The 20,652-nt window shown below is 52.3% G+C and carries 19 protein-coding genes; 9 read left to right on the top strand and 10 right to left on the bottom strand.

The window, feature by feature from the left end; all coding sequences use genetic code 11:
• Positions 1-30 precede the first annotated feature (30 nt).
• Positions 31-762, top strand: a complete 732-nt coding sequence (locus tag F4Z13_07730; GenBank protein ID MXZ49112.1) for an ion transporter — start codon at positions 31-33, stop codon at positions 760-762.
• Between the two features lie 185 nt (positions 763-947).
• A complete protein-coding gene (locus F4Z13_07725; GenBank protein ID MXZ49111.1) occupies positions 948-2,291 on the top strand; it encodes a hypothetical protein in 1,344 nt (447 codons plus the stop codon).
• Positions 2,292-2,350: 59 nt separating this feature from the next.
• Here the strand turns inward: F4Z13_07725 and F4Z13_07720 are convergent, their stop codons facing one another.
• From F4Z13_07720 to F4Z13_07675, 10 genes are read right to left on the bottom strand one after another with little or no spacing between them, the layout of a single operon-like run.
• Positions 2,351-3,010 carry an outer membrane lipoprotein carrier protein LolA gene (locus F4Z13_07720; GenBank protein ID MXZ49110.1) on the bottom strand — a complete coding sequence of 220 codons (660 nt, stop codon included), beginning with the start codon at positions 3,008-3,010 and terminating at the stop codon, positions 2,351-2,353.
• Complete coding sequence (locus tag F4Z13_07715) at positions 3,007-5,205, bottom strand: DNA translocase FtsK (GenBank protein ID MXZ49109.1); 2,199 nt, start codon at positions 5,203-5,205, stop codon at positions 3,007-3,009. Before F4Z13_07715 ends, F4Z13_07720 begins: the two co-directional genes overlap by 4 nt.
• Positions 5,206-5,264: 59 nt before the next feature.
• Positions 5,265-6,722: an NADH-quinone oxidoreductase subunit N gene (locus F4Z13_07710; protein ID MXZ49108.1), complete on the bottom strand. Its 1,458-nt coding sequence runs from the start codon at positions 6,720-6,722 to the stop codon at positions 5,265-5,267.
• A gap of 60 nt (positions 6,723-6,782) precedes the next feature.
• Positions 6,783-7,250 (bottom strand): M67 family metallopeptidase, encoded by a 468-nt coding sequence (locus F4Z13_07705; GenBank protein MXZ49107.1) that lies wholly within the window; start codon positions 7,248-7,250, stop codon positions 6,783-6,785.
• The gene (locus tag F4Z13_07700) at positions 7,244-8,185 is read right to left on the bottom strand and encodes a cysteine synthase family protein (GenBank protein MXZ49106.1); all 942 of its coding nucleotides are present in this window, start codon (positions 8,183-8,185) and stop codon (positions 7,244-7,246) included. The genes F4Z13_07705 and F4Z13_07700 overlap by 7 nt, the downstream gene beginning before the upstream one ends.
• Complete coding sequence (locus tag F4Z13_07695) at positions 8,185-8,424, bottom strand: sulfurtransferase TusA family protein (GenBank protein ID MXZ49105.1); 240 nt, start codon at positions 8,422-8,424, stop codon at positions 8,185-8,187. Before F4Z13_07695 ends, F4Z13_07700 begins: the two co-directional genes overlap by 1 nt.
• A 55-nt stretch (positions 8,425-8,479) precedes the next feature.
• Complete coding sequence (gene purQ / locus F4Z13_07690; protein MXZ49104.1) at positions 8,480-9,193, bottom strand: phosphoribosylformylglycinamidine synthase I; 714 nt, start codon at positions 9,191-9,193, stop codon at positions 8,480-8,482.
• Entirely contained in the window at positions 9,193-9,447 is a 255-nt protein-coding gene (purS, locus tag F4Z13_07685) for a phosphoribosylformylglycinamidine synthase subunit PurS (GenBank protein MXZ49103.1), read from the bottom strand. The genes purQ and purS overlap by 1 nt, the downstream gene beginning before the upstream one ends.
• 38 nt (positions 9,448-9,485) lie before the next feature.
• The gene (locus F4Z13_07680) at positions 9,486-10,343 is read right to left on the bottom strand and encodes a ParB/RepB/Spo0J family partition protein (GenBank protein MXZ49102.1); all 858 of its coding nucleotides are present in this window, start codon (positions 10,341-10,343) and stop codon (positions 9,486-9,488) included.
• Between the two features lies 1 nt (position 10,344).
• Complete coding sequence (locus F4Z13_07675; protein MXZ49101.1) at positions 10,345-11,130, bottom strand: ParA family protein; 786 nt, start codon at positions 11,128-11,130, stop codon at positions 10,345-10,347.
• Between the two features lie 78 nt (positions 11,131-11,208).
• Here F4Z13_07675 and F4Z13_07670 point away from each other — a divergent pair, with 78 nt between their 5' ends.
• From F4Z13_07670 to priA, 7 genes are all read left to right on the top strand, one after another.
• Positions 11,209-11,682 carry a phosphatidylglycerophosphatase A gene (locus F4Z13_07670; GenBank protein ID MXZ49100.1) on the top strand — a complete coding sequence of 158 codons (474 nt, stop codon included), beginning with the start codon at positions 11,209-11,211 and terminating at the stop codon, positions 11,680-11,682.
• Positions 11,683-11,693: 11 nt separating this feature from the next.
• Complete coding sequence (locus F4Z13_07665; protein ID MXZ49099.1) at positions 11,694-12,938, top strand: competence/damage-inducible protein A; 1,245 nt, start codon at positions 11,694-11,696, stop codon at positions 12,936-12,938.
• 42 nt (positions 12,939-12,980) lie between these two features.
• Positions 12,981-14,000, top strand: a complete 1,020-nt coding sequence (gene recA, locus F4Z13_07660; protein MXZ49098.1) for a recombinase RecA — start codon at positions 12,981-12,983, stop codon at positions 13,998-14,000.
• A gap of 100 nt (positions 14,001-14,100) precedes the next feature.
• Entirely contained in the window at positions 14,101-14,763 is a 663-nt protein-coding gene (gene tsaB / locus F4Z13_07655; GenBank protein ID MXZ49097.1) for a tRNA (adenosine(37)-N6)-threonylcarbamoyltransferase complex dimerization subunit type 1 TsaB, read from the top strand.
• A gap of 131 nt (positions 14,764-14,894) precedes the next feature.
• The gene (ilvB, locus tag F4Z13_07650) at positions 14,895-16,607 is read left to right on the top strand and encodes a biosynthetic-type acetolactate synthase large subunit (GenBank protein ID MXZ49096.1); all 1,713 of its coding nucleotides are present in this window, start codon (positions 14,895-14,897) and stop codon (positions 16,605-16,607) included.
• Positions 16,608-16,734: 127 nt separating this feature from the next.
• Entirely contained in the window at positions 16,735-18,000 is a 1,266-nt protein-coding gene (locus F4Z13_07645) for an ABC transporter substrate-binding protein (GenBank protein ID MXZ49095.1), read from the top strand.
• Positions 18,001-18,227: 227 nt separating this feature from the next.
• Positions 18,228-20,651 (top strand): primosomal protein N', encoded by a 2,424-nt coding sequence (gene priA / locus F4Z13_07640; protein MXZ49094.1) that lies wholly within the window; start codon positions 18,228-18,230, stop codon positions 20,649-20,651.
• Position 20,652: the final 1 nt, after the last annotated feature.

The raw sequence follows: 20,652 nt of genomic DNA, 5'->3' as shown, positions 1-20,652 counted from the left end.
CCCAAAAAAGCAAGTAATCTACATTGCTGCATGACGGTCTACGCGAAGACGCGCTCCCGGCTGGCTGCTGTAGTGGTGCGTCGGGACACTAAAGCCGGCGTAGCATTCGATTACGCCGTCCAGTTCTTGGTTCTGATGGCCCTTGCGGTTTTTTCAATCGGAACGCTGCCGGATCTGGATCCCGCCGACCGGCGCTGGCTGGAAATGGCGGAAACAGCGATCCTCGCTGTTTTCACCTTTGAATACGCGCTTCGTATCTGGGTCAGCGAAAACAGGTGGGGCTACGTGTTCAGTTTCTTCGGGATCGTGGACCTTGTCGCCATTCTGCCCGTTTTCTGGTTCGCAAGGGGGACGACAGACTTGGTGTTCGTGCGCTCCTTTCGCCTGCTGCGCCTGTTGCTGATAATCAAGGCGGTGCAGTCCTCAGAGGCGGTGTTCAGGCTGAAGCAGGCATGGTGGCAGATCAGAGACGAACTAATGCTCTACGGAGCGGCAAGCGTCATAGTGCTGTTCACGGCGGCGGCCGGCATTCACCACTTTGAGCACAAAGCCCAGCCCGAAGCGTTCAAAAGCGTGTTCCATAGCCTCTGGTGGGCGATTACGACCCTCGCCTCGGTCGAGTACGGAGATGTGTACCCGATAACCACGGGCGGAAAGATATTCACTTTTTTCGTCGCGGTAACGGGGCTCGGAGTTGTGGCGGTTCCCACCGCCCTGTTGGCCTCGGCGCTCACGAAAACAAAAAGACCGGAAGGTCCATAGCCGGTTGGTTTCCGGTTCTGCCGGGCTCACTGTGCCGGAAATTGATCGCTTCCCCGAACGCAAGCCTCCTGCTTCTGCCGCTTGGAACAGCAGACCTGACTTTTGCGCGCGGCTTGCGCGGGCAGGCTGGTTCGTCGCGCGCTTTTGGAGAAAACACCGACGCATGTTAGAATTATCGGCGGTTTATGGACAGTTTGCCCGAATATCTTGAACGCGGAGAAAAAGCGCGTCTTTTTCCGGTGCTGGCGGACACTTCAAAGGAGGGCCGAAGCACTTCAATTCTTCTTTCCTGCCTTGTGCACGTGCGCGAATTCGGCCAGGCGATGCTGGGTTCCGTCAACCAGCGCGTCGGGAAACTTGCGAGTCTCACGGCGTACACCGAAGTCACATTCGCGGACCGGGGGGAGGAAAAAGCGCACAGGCCGGACGGGCTGATCGTGCTCAGGGTTGGCAGGCGCCGGTGGAAAGCGCTGGTTGAAACGAAGATCGGCAACGTCAAGCTCGATGAGGAGCAGCTTGCCGCCTACATGCGCTTGGCCAGAGAACATAACATTGATGCCGTGATAACCGTCTCAAACCAGTTCACTTCGAGACCGGATCATCACCCTGTCAAGCTCTCCGCCAAAACGCGCTCAAGGGTGAAAATCTATCACTGGTCATGGATGTACATTATTACGCAGGCCGACCTGCTGATTTCCAATGACGACATTGAAGACGAGGACCAGTATTTTGTTCTCTCCGAGATGTTGAGATTCCTGACGCATGCGAGCACGGGGGTAAAAGCTTTCGACCGCATGCCCGAGGCATGGCCCGGTATCGTGCAGAAAATCGCCGCCGGCGCTTCGCTCCAGACAAAAAGCGAGGAAGTGCAGGATATAGTGGCCGCCTGGCATCAGGAAGTCAGGGACATCTCTCTTCTGCTGACGCGCAAGGTCAATGTGAAAGTTGAAGTCAGGTTGCCGCGTTCCCACGTTCTGGATCCGGCGGCACGTGCAAAGAAAGACGCCTACGAACTTGCCGAAGAGCAGACGCTTTCGGCCGGACTTAAGATTCAAGATGCGGCAGCACCGATTGAGTTGGTCGTCGATATCGGAAAACGGACGATCAGCGCGTCAATGACGCTTGAAGCTCCCGGCAACAGAAAAACCACCCCGGCCCGTCTCAACTGGCTGCTCCGCCAGCTGCGGAAAACCTCCGAAACGGATATCCATATCAGGCTGATCTGGCCCGGACGAAGGCCCCGCACGCAGTATACGCTTGGGGAACTGAGAGAGAATTCGGTGATGGCTTCCACAAGCGGTCAGGATATTCCCGTCGCCAGATTCGAAGTATGCATGATCCATCAGCTGGGCAGACGTTTCAGTCAGCGCAAAAGCTTCATTGACGAACTGGAGCAGATGGTGTCAGGGTTTTACGAAACCGCCGGTCAGTACCTGCGCGCGTACCAACCCCCCGCCCCCAAGGTCAGCGAAGACAGAACCGCCCCGCAAAGCGTTACTCCCGAAGGATTACAGCGCACTGAAGAATAAAAACACGCTTGCTTTGAAACCCGCGCTGTCGGAGTTGTCAAATGCGATACGTAAAAAACTCAGGGAAAAGCCTCCATCCTTGCCCCCTTTGGTTTTTTGAAACTGAAAAACAAATCGGCAATGCCGAGGTTAACTTCTGCGGCGCCCAGTTTTATGACCGTAGTGTTTCCGAAGACATCGCCGATTATGATTTCTCTTAGCATGTAGGTCTTGGGATCGACTGCTATCGTTACCTGCTTTGACTGCTCCCGGTTTTTCTGTTTCAGGTCAAGGAGGACATTCCCCCGCTCGTCCGCGCTTCCGGCACCCGGGCGGACATCGAAAAGGCGGTCAAGATCCTCCAGTATGGAAATGATGGTATAGGAACCGAGAGAGTCTGCCCAGACGCTTTCAATTTCCATCTCGGTTACCTGGTTCTCCCGGCTGTCGAAATACCAGACCTTCTTTCCGTCAGAAACAATCGTATCTTTCCATGGCTCTTCGTACTGCCACTTCATCATCCCGGGTTTTTTAAACCACACCTTGCCCGAGGAAGCGATTTTCTCATCGAGGTCCTTTATCCGGGTCACCTGGGTGAATGGAGAGCTGAGGTCGTTTATCGAGGCGTATTTTTTCTGGATGCCGCTAACAACAGTGCTTGGGTTCTGGGTACTCGCGGGCTGCGCGGTAAAAAGAAGGGATGTGGCGAAAAGCGCTGCCGCAAGCGCGATTTTTTTCAATCCGAGTTTCCCCTGTCCGCTTTAATCATGTTCACGTAGACTTCTCTCGGCTTGCCGGCAGCTCCCTGGGAACCTATAAGACCTTCTTTTTCCATTGTCTCAACGATCCTGGCCGCGCGGTTATATCCTATCTTGAGCCTTCTCTGTATCATGGAGATGGATGCCTGTCCCGTTTCGGCTATTATGCCGAGCGCGGTTTCGTAAAGCTCGTCTTTTTCGTCTTCGCTGACTCCCGAGTTCTCATCGTTTGGGTCGTCTTTTGTTATCTCTTCTATGTAGACGGGGTCTGCCTGGGACCTTAGAAAATCCGTTACCCGTTTTCTTTCATCGTCGGATATAAGCGCGCCCTGCAGTCTTAATAGGTTGCTCCCACCGGATGCGAGAAAAAGCATGTCCCCCTTTCCGAGCAGGGTTTCAGCTCCCCCGGTGTCAAGAATGATTCTTGAATCCACTTTTGAAGATACGAGAAAGGATATGCGCGCCGGGAAGTTAGCCTTTATGAGTCCCGCCACCACGTCCGCCGAGGGGCGCTGAGTGGAGACTATTATATGAATTCCCGCCGCCCTGGCTTTCTGCGCGAGCCTTATTATCGAGTCCTTGACGTCGCTCGGGGAGACCATCATCAGGTCGGCGAGCTCGTCTATGATAACGACTATGTAGGGAAGCCACCTGAGCTGCTTTTCCTCGATTTCAAGCGTCTCAAGCTTCCTGTTATAGCTGTCTATGTCCCTTACCCCTTCCTCGGAGAGCATCCTGTACCTGGAATCCATTTCCCCAACCAGCCACTTAAGGGCGGCCACGGCTTTTTTCGATTCGGTTACAACCGGGTGGAGCAGGTGGGGAATGTCTTCGTATATGGAGAGCTCGAGCATCTTCGGGTCTATCATTATCATCTTGAGCTCATAAGGGGTCGCCCTGTAGAGCAGGCTTGTGATTGCGGCGTTTAGGAGCACGCTTTTGCCCGAACCTGTAGTTCCGGCGATCATAAGGTGCGGGGCGGTCTGAAGGTCCATGTAGCGCGGTTTTCCGGATATGTCTTTTCCGAGGGCGACGGTGAGCATCGATTTTTTCTCCGTAAACGAGCTGCTCTCGAAAAGTTCCCGCAGTACCACTATCTCCCTGCTTTCATTCGGCACCTCTATTCCGACAACGTCCTTTCCCGGTATGGGGGCTATGATTCTTATACTGAGCGCCTTAAGACCCATTGCCAGATCGCCTTCAAGGGACGATATCTTGTTTATTTTTATCCCCGGGGCGGGCTTGTATTCGAACATCGTGATAACCGGCCCGGGGCGTATTTCCATGATCTTTCCGGTTACTCCGAAGTCCGCAAGCTTTTCCTCGATCAAGGTGGCCTTCTGGTACATGGCTTCCTTATCTATCTCTACCGACGTATCGATTTTCGGGTCAAGCAGGTCAATTGAGGGGAGGGAGAAGTCAAGCCATTTGCTTTCGGGCGCGGCAGGGGACGGCCCGTCTTTCTTGTCAGGGGCGGGAGGAGTGAAGACTATCTGCGGTTCCGTGTCGGCTTGTTGCTTGTGTTCTGTGGCCGTGGTTTTTGCCGCGCTGGGGGTTGCCTTCGGTGCGTCTTGCTTCTTCTTTCCTCGTGCGGCCCTTTGTGCGGCAGTGCGTCTCAGAGCACCGATCGGTGCGGAAATTCCTTTTAACGTGCCTGAGAAGAGAAGGCGGATGATTTTCACTACGGTGGCGATCTTGGTTTCCGTTGCTATTATCACGGAGACGAATATGACAATTATGGCGATAATGTATGTTCCGAAGGTCCCCAGGATGTTCTGCGCAAATTCTCTGGAGATCGCAAGACCCAGCCATCCCCCGGCCGGCGAGTAGCCTAGAAGGGAGCTTTTTCCGTAAACAAGCCCCAGCAGGGTGGTCGAGGAGAGAAGGAAAATAATTGTGGAGAAAAGCTTCCAGTATATTTTTTGGGCGGGCCGCTTTCTCAGGATCACGTATGATGAATAGAACATCAGCACGGGAAATACGAAGGAAAGCGTGCCGAAGGAACTTCCAAGGGAGTGGGACACATAAAGGCCCGCCCCTCCCATCGCGCCTTTTACATCGATTTCAAGAAGGTTGCTGAAGGCCAGAAGACTTACGAAGGTAAATACGCCGAGGGCGAAGAAAAAAACCGCCATCACATCTACAAATAAGCCTTGAGTGTCTTTGCCTTTCTCCATTTCCTAAATTCTGAAATAAAAATCCTCCGCGCTCGGGCGAAGGAAAAAACCCTTGCAGTCTAAAATGCGATTCCGGCGAGAAGAGTGATTGAGGCCTGAGCTGCTAGATCCCATGACAAGAAAGGAAATATACCGAAAAAAACCGTGACTGCGGTAAGCACCGCAATTGTAGCCCCCGAAAGCGGTTTGTTCGCGCTTGCTCCGTAACTGTCTTCCCTCATAAACGCGTAGACGAGCACTTTGAGGTAGTAGTACGCGGAGATTACGCTTGTTATTATTCCTATTACTGCAAGCGGCGTCAGATTGGCGTCGACTGCAGCTAAAAACACCCTGTATTTCCCGAAAAATCCTATAGTCGGCGGGATTCCCGCAAGCGAGAACATAAATACTCCAAGTGCGAGCGATGCCGCCGGTTTTCTGCTCCAGAGTCCCGATATCCTCTCGAAAGTGTCACAATCGTCTCCTTCCCTGCTCGCGTAGGCAAGGATTCCGAAAGCTCCGAGGTTCATAAAAGTATAGGCAAACAGATAATAAAGAACGCTCCCGCTTCCGACCGAAGAGTCTGAGAGAACTGCCGCTACCCCGACGAGGGCATATCCAGCGTGTGCCACACTTGAGTAGGCGAGCATCCTCTTCACGCTTTTTTGATATATGGCGGCTATATTTCCCACTACCATGGTCAGCACCGCCGCAATCTGCACCGCGGCCGTCATGTAGTTTTCAAATTCCGGAGCGGAACCGAGAAATATTCTCAGCAGCAGCACAAAAGCCGCCGCTTTTACCGCAACGGACATGTATCCCGTAACCGTGAGGGGAGCTCCGTCGTAGATATCGGGCACCCACTGGTGAAGCGGCACGGCTCCTATCTTGAAAATGACTCCCACTGCAACAAAGGTGGCTCCGCAGACATACATCGGAAGATTCCCCGGACTTTTTAGAATTTCCTCCAGAAAAGTGGAACCGGTAGCCCCGTAGAGAAGGGCGATTCCAAAAAGCAGCACCGCGGAAGAGAACCCTCCCAGAACAAGGTATTTTACGCCTGATTCTGTCGAGTCGAGGGATTTGCTTCTGAACCCCGAGAGTATGTAGACGGCGATTGACATGATTTCGAACCCAACGAAAAGCGTCATGAGTTCGACCGAGGAGGCGAGAACCATCATCCCGCTCGTGCAGAAAAGCACAAGCGCGTAGAACTCCTCAAGCCATTGCGTGCGTTTCTCGAGGTGGTCTTTTGAAAAAAGGATAGTCGCAAGCGCTGCCAGAAGAAAAAGGGAGTTGAAATAGGCGGAGAAGGAATCGATTACCAATGCGCCGGAGAACGCGGAACTTTCGCCGGAGAACCTGGAGAAGTTAAGGACGAGGGAGAGCACGGTACCGGAGATTGCGAGGAGAAAAAGCGACCCCGTCCATCTTTTTTTCAGAATCGGGGCACAGATGAGTATGAGCAGGGCGGCGAGTATGAGTACGCACTCGGGAAGGATAGCCAGCGTACTTTCAAACAGAACCTGCATATTCATAGTTGCGTCTCTCCCGGCATATGCAGCCTTCTCCGGGTCTCGGTTGTCTTTTTCATTACATCAGTCGGGGTTTTTAAGCACTTCGAACTTTCTTTCTTCAAACTGGAAATCTTGCTCGTCAATGTACCATATTCTCGCGTCGGCGAGTTTCCCGCGGTTTACCGAGAAAATTATATACGCCCATCCGGGCGATGCCACCTGCCTGTCCGTCTCCGAAGGTACCGAAGGGTGGTCTGGATGCGAGTGGTATATGCCGAGAATCTCAAGACCGTTCTCCCTCGCCCACGAATCTGCCTCTATGTAGGAACGCGGATCAAGCTCGTAACGGTCTCTTAACCGCTTGCTGTCAATGTCTGCTGTTTCCTTAAACGCTGTTTCGGATTTGTCGTCAGCGACCAGATTGGCGCATTTGCGGAAGTGAGTGACGGTATCTTCTTTCCCGATCATCACTCCGCATACCTCGTAAGGGTAACCGGATTCTGCATCCCGTGTCATGCCCAGATAGGCCGATCTGTATATCTTTACCACCAGAGTCCTTCGCTCAGGTACCTTCTGCCCGAGTCGGGAAGAATCGTCACGAGCACTCCTTCTTTCAGTTTTTTCGCGTACTCAAGCGTTACGCAGACCGCGGCTCCTCCCGAGTGGCCCACGAATATCCCCTCGGTATCCATCAGCCGCTCCATCATTTCATACGCTTTCTCGGTCGAGATGAAGACAACTTCGTCGGCCTCCTCCTCATCGTATATGCCTGGAACTATCGAAGTGGGCATATGTTTCATGCCCTCAAGTCCGTGAAGGCTTTCTTCAGGCTGAATTGCGATTGTCTTTATATCGGGATTGTGCTCTTTAAGTCTTCTCCCGGTTCCCATGAAGGTTCCCGATGTGCCGAGTCCCGCAAGAAAATGGGTCACGGCACCCTTTGTCTGCTTCCAGATCTCGGGCGCAGTCGTCTCGTAGTGAGCCAGGAGATTGTTAATGTTGTTGTACTGGTCAGGCATGAAATATTTCTCAGGATTATCCGCCTTTAGCTTGTGAGCAATTCTTATCGCTCCGTCGGAACCTTCAAGGGGGTTTGAGAAGGTTGTTTTCGCTCCGTAGGCCTCGATTGCTTTTTTTCTCTCGGTGTTTACGTTCTCAGGCGTTACGATTTCAACCTCGTACCCCAGTGAGGCCCCAAGCATCGCGTACGCGATCGCTGTATTCCCGGAAGAGGAGTCCATAATGACCTTGTCTTTTGTGAGTTCGCCGGAGCGGATGGCTTCCAGGATCATTCTGCGGGCGGGGCGGTCTTTTATTGAACCTCCCGGGTTAAACCACTCGGCCTTTGCGTAAATACTGACTCCGGGAGAGCATTCTTTTGCCGTCTCGGAAAGTTCCAAAAGGGGGGTGTTGCCTATAAGGTCGACCACCGATTCGACTCTTGAACCTCCGGCGGCGGGGGTTCCGGATTCGGGTCTATACATTAGCAGCGCTCGATGATTACCTTGTGGTAGCGGCCTTCTTCCTTCTCTACGGACAGGACCTTGTGACCTTCCTGTTCCACGCTTCTCGGGAGATTGGAGAGAGGTTCCCCTTCGCAGAGCCTTACTTCAAGGACTTCCCCGCGCTTCATCTGCTCAAGCTTGAGCTTGGTTTTAACAAACGTCATCGGACAGATGTAGTCAGTTATGTCTATTTTTTCCTTGCTCTGCGTGTTGTCCATTTTAAACTCTCGTCCGCGCGATTTCCCGTTAAGACTAACACAGTCTGTGTTTTACTCAAATGGCTTTTCCGTCGGCATTCCGGGACCCTATCCACGATATCACGGATTCAAACATTTTTCTGCCGTCCTCTGAGCCTAGTAGGCTCTCGAAACTGCGCTCGGGATGAGGCATCATCCCGAGTACGTTGCCCCGGCTGTTGGCGATTCCCGCTATGTTGTCCTCGGCGCCGCTTGGATTCGCTTCGGCACTGAGCTCTCCTCCTTCCCCGCAGTAGCGCAGAACTATTCTTCGTTCCCGGGCATCGTCCCCGTCCGGGGGCAGCACGAAATTGCCTTGCGCGTTTGCGACCGGCAGTTTCAGCACTTCTCCCTTGCGGAGAAGACAGGTAAAGGGCGTATCGGTATCCTCGACCCTCACGTTTGTCCATCTGCAGACGAATTTCAGTGAGGAGTTGTGTATAAATGCCCCGGGAAGGAGTCCCGATTCAACAAGAATCTGAAACCCGTTGCATATACCTATTACCGGGACTCCGCTTGCGGCAAGTTCCCTGAGAGGGCTTACCACCGGAGAGAACTGCGATATAGCTCCCGCGCGAAGATAATCTCCGTAGGAAAATCCCCCCGGTATCACGATGCAGTCTATTCCCTCGAGGGAAGTTTCCTCGTGCCATATAAGTTCGCAGGGACGACCCAGGATTTTTTTTATGGCGTGATAGCAGTCGTGGTCGCAGTTGGACCCCGGAAAGAACAGAACTCCGAAACTTGGCATTATTTTTCCGCTACCTCTACCGAAGAATCTTCGATTACCGGGTTGGAAAGGAGTTTCCGGCACATCTCGTCCGCTTTGCGGCTTACCTCCTCGGCGGATTCGCCCTCCATGGTGAGCTCTACGACTTTGCCTACCCTTGCGTCTGAGACCCCGCTGAATCCGAGACCGGAAAGAGCGTTAAGCACCGCCTTGCCCTGGGGGTCAAGCACCACGGGCTTGAGCTTAACCTCTATTTTCACAGAAAACTGTTTCATCTCCTGTTTCCTTGCTCCGGTGTGAATTCTGCGGGATATTACCCGCGCGAGAGCAGTATGCCAATAATTCTCTCAAGCTCCTCGGGAGAATAGTACTCTATTTCTATTTTCCCTTTTGTCTTGTTGCGGCTTATTTTTACTTTGGTCGAGAATTTCCCGGAAAGCTCTTCTGTAAGTTCCCTGGTGAAGATATCTTCCTCCACCTCATTCAAGGCTGGCTCAGCGGGCCGTTCAGTATCTCTGCTTTTCTTTTTTACAAGCGCTTCGGTTCGCCTTACCGTAAGATCCTTTTTCAGCACTTCTCCGAGAAGGGAATTCATTTCCTCAGGAGAGGCGGCGGCTAGAAGCGCTCTTGCGTGCCCTGTGGTTATCGCACCCGAGACAAGCGCTTCCTTGGCTTTACCGGAAAGCTTGAGAAGCCTCAACTGGTTCGTGATAACAGAGCGATTTTTCCCCGTTTTCTTGGCTATATCGTCATGGGTAAGCCCGAAGCGCTCCGAGAGCTTTTCATAAGCCTCAGCCTCCTCAATGGGATTTAAGTCCTCTCTTTGTATGTTTTCTATTAACGTCAGCTCCGCTACGTCCTGGTCGGTAGCGGTTCTTATCACTACGGGGAGCTTTTCGAATTTGGCAATTTTTGCCGCTCTCCATCTGCGCTCCCCGGCCACTATTTCAAAGCCGCCGTTTATCTTCCTGACGATAAGAGGCTGTATGACCCCGTTTTCCTTTATAGACTCTGCGAGCTCCTCAAGCGCACCCTGTTCAAACTGCTTTCTCGGCTGCGAGGGATTCGGCTTAAGCAGGTCCGTGCTTACCATCTGGTATCCGGTGGATTCCGTTTCCAGGCTCTTCGGAATAAGGGAGTCAAGTCCTCTTCCCAGGCTTTGTCTTTTCACGTCAGTTAACCTCCGCTTTCCTTATTATCTCATTTGCGAGTTTCATGTAATTCTGAGCTCCGCTCGACTTGATTTCATAAAGCAGAAGCGGCTTGCCGTGGCTTGGCGCTTCGGCGAGCTTAACGTTTCTGCTTATTACGGTGTCAAAGGTTTTTTCGCCGAAGTGATTCCTTACATCCTCGGCCACAGAGTGACATATGTTATTGCGGGAATCGAACATGGTCAGAAGATAGCCTTCCACCTCGAGCGAAGGATTGAGTCTCTGCTTGGCGAGCGATATGGTTGTCTGCAGCTGTCCTATTCCTTCAAGAGCGTAGTACTCGCACTGGACGGGTATTAACACCCGGTCGGCCGCGGCGAGCGCGTTTATGGTGAGCAGGCTTAGAGACGGAGGGGCGTCTATGAATATGTAATCGTACTCGGCCTTTATCTCGTCGATAACCTTTTTAAGACGGTATTCTCTGCTTTCTGTCTCTATGAGGTGTATCTCCGCCCCGGTGAGTTCGTGATTCGCCGGACATAGGTGCAGGTAACCGTTTAGAAGCTCGGGATAGACGTCAATTACGGTGTCTGTGAGCTTTACTTCTCCCAGTATGACGCTGCAGATGTTTTTCGAATTAATCGATTCCTTGTCAATGCCGAGCCCCCCGGTGGCGTTCCCCTGGGAATCAATATCTATGAGAAGCGTTCGGCGGTTTGTCACTGCCAGAGAGGCGGAAAGATTGACTGCGGTTGTGGTTTTACCGACTCCCCCTTTCTGATTTACCACGCATATTACTTTTGACATTTGCCTATAAAAAAATGATAAACTTGGCGATGTTATCAGTCAAATGAGTCTTGCTTAAGATACGCCCCCGCAGGCGGGATTCCCGGAGAGTTAACCTTGATAAACAGGATATGCGTTGTTTTTTCGACTTTTTTCGGGCTGGGATTTGCTCCCGGGGCCTCAGGAACGGTTGGGACTCTTGGAGCGGTCGGGGTCGTGTACCTGCTAAGCCTCGCAGGCGGTGCGGTTTTTTATTCGATATTCACGTTGGGGCTGATCCTTGTCTCTTTTATAGCCGCTTCCCGTTGCGTGCGGATTTTTAAAAGGGAGGACCCGCCCGAGGTCGTGATTGACGAGGTATGCGGATTTTTGGTGTGCATGCTTTTCATCACCCCGAACCCACTTAACCTGGCGATCGGCTTTTTTCTGTTCAGATTCTTCGATATAGCAAAGCCGTTTCCGATACGACGAGTCGAGAAGCTCCCGGGGGGTTACGGTATCGTGATGGATGATGTTTTGGCCGGGGTGTACGGCAACCTGTGCCTTCAGGCGATCATCCTTCTTTCCAGTTAGAATTACCCGCGATGTGTGTCGAGATAATAACGACCGGAAATGAGATAATGAGCGGTCTCACCCGGGATACCAATTTCAGCTGGGTAGCCGCGGAACTGTCCTCATCCGGTATTGAGGTTAAGCACCACTGCGCGGTTGCCGATGACCTTGACGATCTTCTCGCTTCTTTTGCCACGGCCTCAAAAAGATCCGGATTTGTCATAGTTACGGGAGGGCTTGGCCCCACCGAGGATGATCTGAGTGCGCTTGCAGCCTCGAAATTCCTGGGAACTCCCCTTGTTTTTAATCAAGAGGTCTACGAAGACATTTCCCTAAAGCTAAGGAAGAGAGGAAGGGAACCCAACATCCATCATGAAAAACAGGCCATGTTTCCTGAAAAAACGGCGGTTATCGAGAACCCCGTCGGCACGGCGTCCGGCTTCAGTTTTGTTTCCGGCAACTCGAAATTCTACTTTCTTCCCGGTGTCCCGAGGGAATTCAGGCGTATGTTCAGAGAACATGTTTTTCCAGATATAAGTGGCGTTGCGGAAAAAGGAACCATCCTGCGCGTGAGAGTGCTCAGGACCTTCGGCCTGGGCGAATCCGAGGTGGCGGAAAAGCTGGGAGGCTTCTCGCCCGAAGGGGTGGATGTCGGATACAGGATCCGCCTGCCCGAGATCCATCTGCGGTTCACGGCCTCCGGCCATGACGGTGAGGTGCTGGATTCACTTCTGCGCGATGCCTGCGCGCAGGCCAAGGAAAGACTGGGAAATTTTCTCTTTTCCGAGGAGGATGATCCCCTTGAGGGGGTAACCGCAGCTTTATTGTTTGAAAAAGACCTGACCCTCTCCGTTGCGGAATCCTGTACGGGAGGGCTTTGCTCAAGCCGGTTTACTGACATTCCCGGAAGTTCAGCCTATTTTCTGGGCGGAGCAGTGGTATACAGCAACGAATCAAAGGAAAAGCTTCTCGGAGTAAGCACGGATACGCTCGTGCGGTTCGGCGCGGTGAGCGAGGAGGTGGTTTTCGAAATGGCCAAGGGGGCGAGAGAGCTTTTCGGAACCGATATAGGGATTTCCATATCCGGGATCGCGGGTCCGGGAGGAGGAACCGCGGAGAAGCCCGTGGGTACCGTGTGGTTTGGATTCAGTCACGTTTCCTCAGGAACTTTCTGCGAGAAACGGAATTTTGCCGGAACGAGGGATGAGATAAAAAACTTTGCCGCTTCCACCGCCATTGATATGGTTAGGAAGTTCTGCCTTGATTATGTAGGATAGTAATTTTAGAACCACAAAGACCAGAACGGAGATTAAGACGGAATGAGCGATCTTGACGAGAAGAACAAGAATATAGACGTAGCCATCAGCACAATAGAGAAGCAGTTCGGAAAAGGTTCCATAATGAGGCTGGGGGAGGATGCTTCCCTCTCGGACATTCCGGTTATCACCTCGGGCTCCCTTGGACTTGACATAGCGCTTGGAGTCGGGGGCTTTCCCAGGGGAAGAATCGTAGAGGTTTACGGCCCTGAAGCCTCGGGTAAGACCACCATAGCGCTCCACGCCATTGCGGAGGCTCAGAGGGCCGGCGGAATAACCGCATTTGTCGATGCCGAGCATGCTCTTTCGACAAGCTACGCGGCGGCGCTTGGGATCAAGGTTGAGGATCTTCTTATTTCGCAGCCCGATTTCGGAGAACAGGCCCTTGAAATCGTCGATACCCTTATAAGAAGCAACGCGGTTGACCTCATAGTGCTTGACTCAGTCGCTGCCCTTACCCCACGTGCCGAAATCGAGGGGGAAATGGGAGACACTCACGTGGGTCTTCAGGCGAGACTGATGTCGCAGGCGCTTCGCAAGATAACAGCTAACGTGAGCCGCTCTAAGACCATAGTGATCTTCGTTAACCAGCTTCGGATGAAAATTGGGGTTCCGGCGTACATGAACCCCGAGACCACCACCGGGGGTAACGCGCTTCGGTTCTATTCGTCGGTGAGAATTGACATAAGGCGCATCGGGTCGCTTAAAGACGGCGACCGCATCGTGGGTAACAGGGTCAGGGCGAAACTTGTCAAGAACAAAGTCGCTCCGCCTTTTAGAGAAGCGGAATTCGAGGTGTTTTTCGGAAGGGGGATATCAAAGCTCGGTGAACTTGTGGACCTGGGAAGCAGATTCAATGTGATAAAGAAAAGCGGCACTTGGTATTCCTACGAAGGGGAGAGAATAGGACAGGGAAGGGAGAATTCCAAGAAGTTTCTCCACGAAAATCCGGAAATCCGCGAAAAAATAAGAAATGAGATCATAAAGGCCTCGGGAATGGGTTCTTCTGGGGAAGCGGAGTAAGGAAAAACCCCGAGGGAAACAGTTTCCGCCATGCCTGTCCACTCAATCTGAGTGCATAAACGTCACGCCTTAATGCCTCGTTTTTGGCTAAGAAACAGATATGAAAATTCTGGGAATTGAAACGTCTACTTTCTGGGGAAGCGTGTCAGTATGCGATGACGACACTATTCTTTGCGAGTATGTTTTCAACACCGGTCCAAGGCATAACGAGGTTCTTATTCCCACGATCGAGCGACTTCTTTCAGACTGCGGGCTCGGAAAAGATGATCTGGAAGCGGTCTGCGTGTCAGTGGGTCCGGGTTCTTTCACCTCTCTTCGCATAGGGGTCTCCACTGCGAAGACTCTTTGCTATTCCCTGGGGACGGACCTCGCGGGAATTCCATCGCTTGAAATTCTCGCCTCGAACGCGCTTTGGTGCGGAGATGACGTGTGCGCCATGACCGACGCTGGCAGGGGGGAGGTTTTCTTTTCGTTTTATGATCTTAAAAGCACGGAGATGACCCCCGCGGAAATTGCTACACCCGAGTCTGTGTGCGCCGGGGTGAGAAGAAAGACCGTTTTTGTGGGCAGCGGAGCCCTGCTCCACGAAAATTTTATACGGGATGCTGTGGGAGAGAGATCTGTGTTTCTGCCTGCGGATCTAAACACCCCGAGGGCGTCTGGCTGCGCGCTTTTAGGGAGAAAAAAGATTCTTTCCGGACAAAAGGACGATCCCTTCACTTTAACCCCATTTTATCTTCGCCGCTCCGCGGCGGAGCGCTAGGCGGGATCGCTGAAGTCGCGATAGAAATCTTTTTCTCTGCCAGTCTTGAAGTTGTCTGCACGCGGTGATAGATTAAGCGAGTGGGTTTTTGGTGTTCCGCATTTTAAAAACAACCAGGGAGACAGAATAAAATGGCCAAGATGCTCGGCGCACAGATGTTCTTTGAGACGCTTCTTCACCAGGGTATTGATGTGGTCTTCGGACTGCCGGGAGGTTACGTTCTCAAGGTCTATGACGTGATGACCGATTACACCGACAGGATAAATCACGTGCTCGTGAGGCATGAGCAAGGAGCTACGCACATGGCCGACGGGTACGCAAGGGCCTCGGGAAAACCGGGAGTGGTGCTTTGCACCTCGGGTCCTGCGGCAACCAACACCGTTACCGGCATTGCGACGGCGCAGATGGATTCATCTCCCATAGTTATCTTTACGGGGCAGGTTCCCACGCAGTACCTTGGAAGCGACGCTTTTCAGGAAGCCGACCATATCGGCATAACAAGGCCCTGCACGAAACATAACTACCTTGTGCGGGAAACCCGGGATCTTCCGAGAGCTATGAAAGAGGCTTTCCACATAGCCGGCACCGGAAGACCCAGCCCTGTTCTGGTTGATATGCCCAAGGATGTTCTCATAGGAGAAGACGAGCTTGTAATCCCCGAGGATCATGAGATAGACATCAAGGGCTACAAGCCCACTACGAGGGGAAATCCTTCGCAGATAAAAAGAGCGGTGGAGATGCTGCTTGCCTCAAAGCGGCCCGTTATTTATTCCGGGGGAGGAGTTATCTGGTCCGGGGCTACGGATGAACTGCTTGAGTTCTGCCACCGGCTTCAGATACCCGTGGCTTCAACCCTCATGGGGCTCGGAGGTTATCCGGCGAGCGATCCGCTTTTCATAAGTATGCTCGGGATGCACGGTTCCTACGCGGCCAATATGACCGTTACCGAATCGGACCTCGTTATCTCGATCGGCGGGCGGTTTGATGACAGGGCTACGGGCGGGAACTTTGATGAGTTCGCCCCCAACGCGGAGATTATCCATATAGATATAGATCCCTCCTCGATAGACAAGAACATAACGGTTCAGTGTCCGATAGTAGGGGATGCTAAAGTTGTTCTGCGCCAGCTACTCGATGCCCTTCCCGGGGAGGTTGACCTTGAGGGAAGGGAATCTTGGCTCAGGCGGATACGGGACTGGAACGAGAAGCATCCGCTCACCTATTGCCAGGGAAGCGAGAAAATTCTGACGACCTACGCCATAGACATGCTTTACAAGCTCACGAAAGGAGATGCCATAATAGTTTCCGACGTGGGTCAGCACCAGATGTGGGTAGCCCAGTTCTACAAGTTCGAAAGACCGAGAACCCATCTTACCTCGGGGGGACTGGGAACCATGGGATTCAGTTTCCCTGCGGCTATGGGAGCGAAATACGCAAGACCTGATGAGCAGGTTATATGCGTTGCCGGCGACGGAAGTTTCCAGATGAATTTCCAGGAACTCGCGACTGCGGTTGAAAACAATCTGGATCTTAAGATTATCGTTTTCAACAACCGTCATCATGGAATGGTAAGGCAATGGCAGACGATGTTTTTTGAGGGTAATTACTCGGCGTCTCGGTTTGAAGTGCTGCCGGATTTCGTGAAGCTCGCGGAAGCGTTCGGCGCCCGCGGCCTTCGGGCGGTGAGGCCCGAGGAGCTTGAGCCCACTCTCAGGGAAGGCCTTAACACTCCGGGAGTTGTCCTCATGGAGATAGAAGTCGATTGTACCGAGATGGTTTATCCGATGATAGCCCCCGGCGCGTCGATGGACAACATGATAATGATGCCCGCGGATCTTGCCTGATCCTCTGTTGTTGGTAACAGGTGGCCACTTCTCTGTGTCCGTTGGACTGATGTAGTTTGACTTGTTAATTCAGCATTCACTGTTCTGGCGGGCCATAACAGTAAGACGGTCTCTTTAAGACCCTGAAATGAAAAACATCTGCTCAGTTCTGTACGTTTTCATCCTGATCTGCATTCTGGCTTCTTCAGGTTGCCGAAGCAATGACTGTGCGGATGCTTCTCTCTGCATAGGGGTGCTCATCCCCGAGAGGATTTTTGACGGCAGTTATGACAGCAGACGACAGGCGGTAGTTTCGGCCGTAGAAGATATTAATGCCGCAGGCGGTGATATAGAGCTTGTTTTTGGCCGCGACACTGACCGTTCTTTTGATTCTGATGCCCTGAGGAATGTTCTGGACAGCGGGGTCGATGGAATAATAGGTCCGGCTACCTCTGCCGATTCTGTGGGTCTTGTGGATGATCTTGCCGGAGCGAAGATGGTCGCGATATCACCCTCGGCCAGTTCGGTTGAAATAAGCACTTTCGCTGATGACGGCTACTTCTTCAGAGTTATTCCATCGGACGCATTCCAAGCACCCGTACTTGCGAAACTGATAAAGCAGGCTGGGGGAAAACGTGCGGCCATACTGTTTCGTGACGACAGTTACGGAAGAAACCTTAAGGACGGTCTTGTCGAATCCCTTAAGCAAGCGGGAGTAAGCTCACTTGAACCGATTGAGTATGGGGAAGGTCCCGAGGCGGCAGTAAATGCCGTAGTCAGTGCAGTAAATGCCGAGGATAATCCTGTGGACTCCGTGGTTCTTGCGCTGTTTCGTGAAGGGGGAGCGAATTTTATGGCAAATATGCTCAAGAGGAAGGAACTGAATGGAAAGGTGAAATACTACGGGGCGGATTCATTGTCAATTGAGAGCTTTGCTGAAATAGTTGTCGCCCTTGACCCCGAAGCACTTTCGCTTGAGGACATGGAAGGTTTTGTGACCACCATCGCGGGTCCTGACCCCTGCAGACTGGAAGACGGGAAGGAAATTTTTGATGAAGCGGGGAGATATGCAAGACAGATATACGATGCTGTTGCTCTGATGAAGCTTGCATCCATTAAAAGCACGTCTTCTGATCCTGCTGTGTATGTCGGGGAAATGATAGGAATAAGCAGGGATGGGACCAAATGCAGAACTTATGCAGAATGTGCGGGATTTCTCACCGATAGCGACAGTACTAACGATGATATTGATTATCACGGTTTTTCGGGCGAGATTGATTTTGATTCTAACGGCGACGTAACAAAGGGTTTTTACTATGTACACACTTATGATGACATGGGTGGAAGGCCTGACCCTGTTCTCGTTGACTTGGAAGGGAATCCCGCAGGCGAGTGTAGGGTGGACAACAGATAGGGTCTGCTGAGTTGTCAGAGGCCGTATCTCCGGTAGGAATATGCAGCTGCGGGGAGGCAACGGATGCTGGCGGACATGCGGGGTCGCAAGTTGAACCAAATCCGATTGCCATATGAGGACGGGGATTGGAAGGGAAAGTCGGACGGCCCTAGCAGAGAAAATTCCGAGTACTGCCTAATTAGATATACTTTTCTGTAAGACTACTCTTCGGGTCTTCCGATATCGTTATGGCTTCAGGAAATATTGTTCAGGTAGCTTTGCCGATTCATTCCGAGCAGCTTTTTCTATATTCGATTCCGAAGCGTTTCCGGGAAGGAATCGCTACGGGGAAGAGGGTGTTTGTCCCCCTCGGAAACCGCAAGGCCATAGGATATGTGGTTGGAGATGGGGCAAAACGGAAAGTCGATTTCGAGCTAAAGGATATAATCGATATCCTCGATGAATTACCGCTTTTTGACGAGAAGCGCTTGGAATTTTTCCGCCGGGTTTCTGAGTACTACATGGCGCCTCTCGGGATCGTGCTTAAATTCGCCCATCCTTTGGGCCTTGGCAAAAGCGTCGGGAAAACCGTGCGGATCACGGAGGAGGGGGAAAGCCGCCTTAAGGAACCGGGCGTGAACCGTCTCGACAAAAGAGTTCTGGAAACTCTTCTGCTCGAAGGAGAACTCGCCTCGGAGAAGCTTATTGAACTCAGCTGTGGGGCGTCGCTTGAGAACCTTAACTCTCTTAAAAGAAGAGGCCATGTTGAATTTGACTACAGGGTCATAAGAGATGAGAAGGTAAAGTACGAGAAGGTCTATGGAATCTCCTGCGGTCCCGACACTGTCTCGGAGATTAGGCGGAAAAAACCGGCCAAGGGCGCCATACTTGAGTTCATAAACCTCCGCGGTTCCGTCCCCCGCTCGGAACTAAGGGAAATATTCGGCAATTTCACGGCTCACGTAAAGTGGCTTGTGGATAACGCTCTGGTCTCCGTGGAGCAAAAAGAGATCGGAAGGGACCCCTACGGTGCGCTTGATTCAGAGAAAGAGCCACCGAAGAAACTTACCCAGGATCAGCGTATGGCGATGGAGAAAATCCTGCCTTACGTTAAGAGGGAAGAATATCGCTGCTTTCTTCTTCACGGTGTTACGGGAAGCGGAAAGACCGAGGTCTACTTAAGGACCGTGAGTGAAGTCATAGCCAGAGGGAAACAGGCGATTGTTCTCGTCCCCGAGATAGCGCTCACACCGCTTCTGGTAAAGAGGTTCCGTTCGCGTTTCGCCGACTCTGTGTCGGTGATTCACAGCGCTCTTAGCGAGGGTGAGAGGTTCGATGTCTGGAGAAAGGCCCGTAGCGGAGATCTGAGCGTGGTGATAGGTGCCCGCTCCGCGGTTTTCGCTCCGCTTGAGAATCTCGGCCTTGTGGTGGTTGACGAGGAGCACGAGTCCTCCTACAAGCAGAACGAGGCGCCATGTTACAACGCCCGCGACGCCGCGGTCATGCTCGGAACCATATACGGTTGTCCGGTGCTGCTGGGTTCCGCGACTCCTTCACTTGAGTCCTACGCAAACTCGATCAGGGGCAAGTACGAATATCTTTCTCTTCCCGCAAGGGTGGGGGAGAGCAGGCTTCCCGATGTTGAACTCGTGGATATGAAAAACGTGAATGAAACTGTTTTCTCCCCGCGTCTAAGGGACGCCCTAGTGGAGAATTTCAGCCGCGGGGAACAATCGATTCTTTTTATTAACAGGAGAGGTTTTTCAAGCTTTTTGGTCTGCGGGGACTGCGGTGAAACCTTCAAGTGCCCCAACTGCTCTATAACCCTTACCTTCCACAAGAAGGATAACTCAATTAAGTGCCATTACTGCGGGATTATGCAGGAATTCGAGAACATCTGCTCAAGCTGCGGGGCCAAATACATGGGCAAGGGTCTCGGGACCCAGAAAGTGGAGGAGCAGGTAAAGAGTATGCTTCCCGATGCCAGGGTCTTCGTCATGGACAGGGATTACACCCGCGGAAAAACCAAACTTCTCGACCTTTACAGAAAGCTTGAGTCCGGGGAGGTGGATGTTCTTATCGGGACCCAGATGGTAGCCAAAGGACATGATCTGCCAGGGGTTACGCTTGTGGGTGTTCTCTCGGCTGACCATATGCTGGGGATTCCCGACTTCCGCTCGGGAGAAAGAACTTTCCAGATCCTCACGCAGGTAGCCGGAAGAACAGGCAGGGGAAGAAAACCCGGGACGGTTTTTCTGCAGACATATAACCCCGAACATCCTTCGGTAAGATTTGCCATTTCCCATAACAGTTCCGGGTTTCTTGATGAAGAACTGGAGCTCAGGAAGTCTCTTGATCAGCCCCCTTTCTCAAGGTTCATAGCCTTCAGAGTAAACGGACTTGATGAGGAGAAAACACGAGATTTTGCCGGAAGAATGAAGCGCACAGCCGAGAGATTTCTTCTCAGGCTTCCGCCCGGGTCGCTTCGAGTGCTCGGCCCCTCCGAGGCTCCCATATACAAACTTAGAAACAGGTTCAGGTGGCAGATCATTGTCGTGTCAAGTAATCTGGGACTGCTTCGCAACTACGCCTCGGCACTTTACGACTCGTTGAAAAAACACGCCTCGGGAATTAAGCTTGTAGTTGATGTTGATCCCTATGATTTCATGTGAC

It is taken from the genome of Candidatus Dadabacteria bacterium (genome assembly GCA_009837205.1).
Lineage (GTDB): Bacteria > Desulfobacterota_D > UBA1144 > Nemesobacterales > Nemesobacteraceae > Nemesobacter.
Note: the sequence above shows the minus strand (reverse complement) of the source record. Positions and strands in the feature narration are given on the sequence as shown.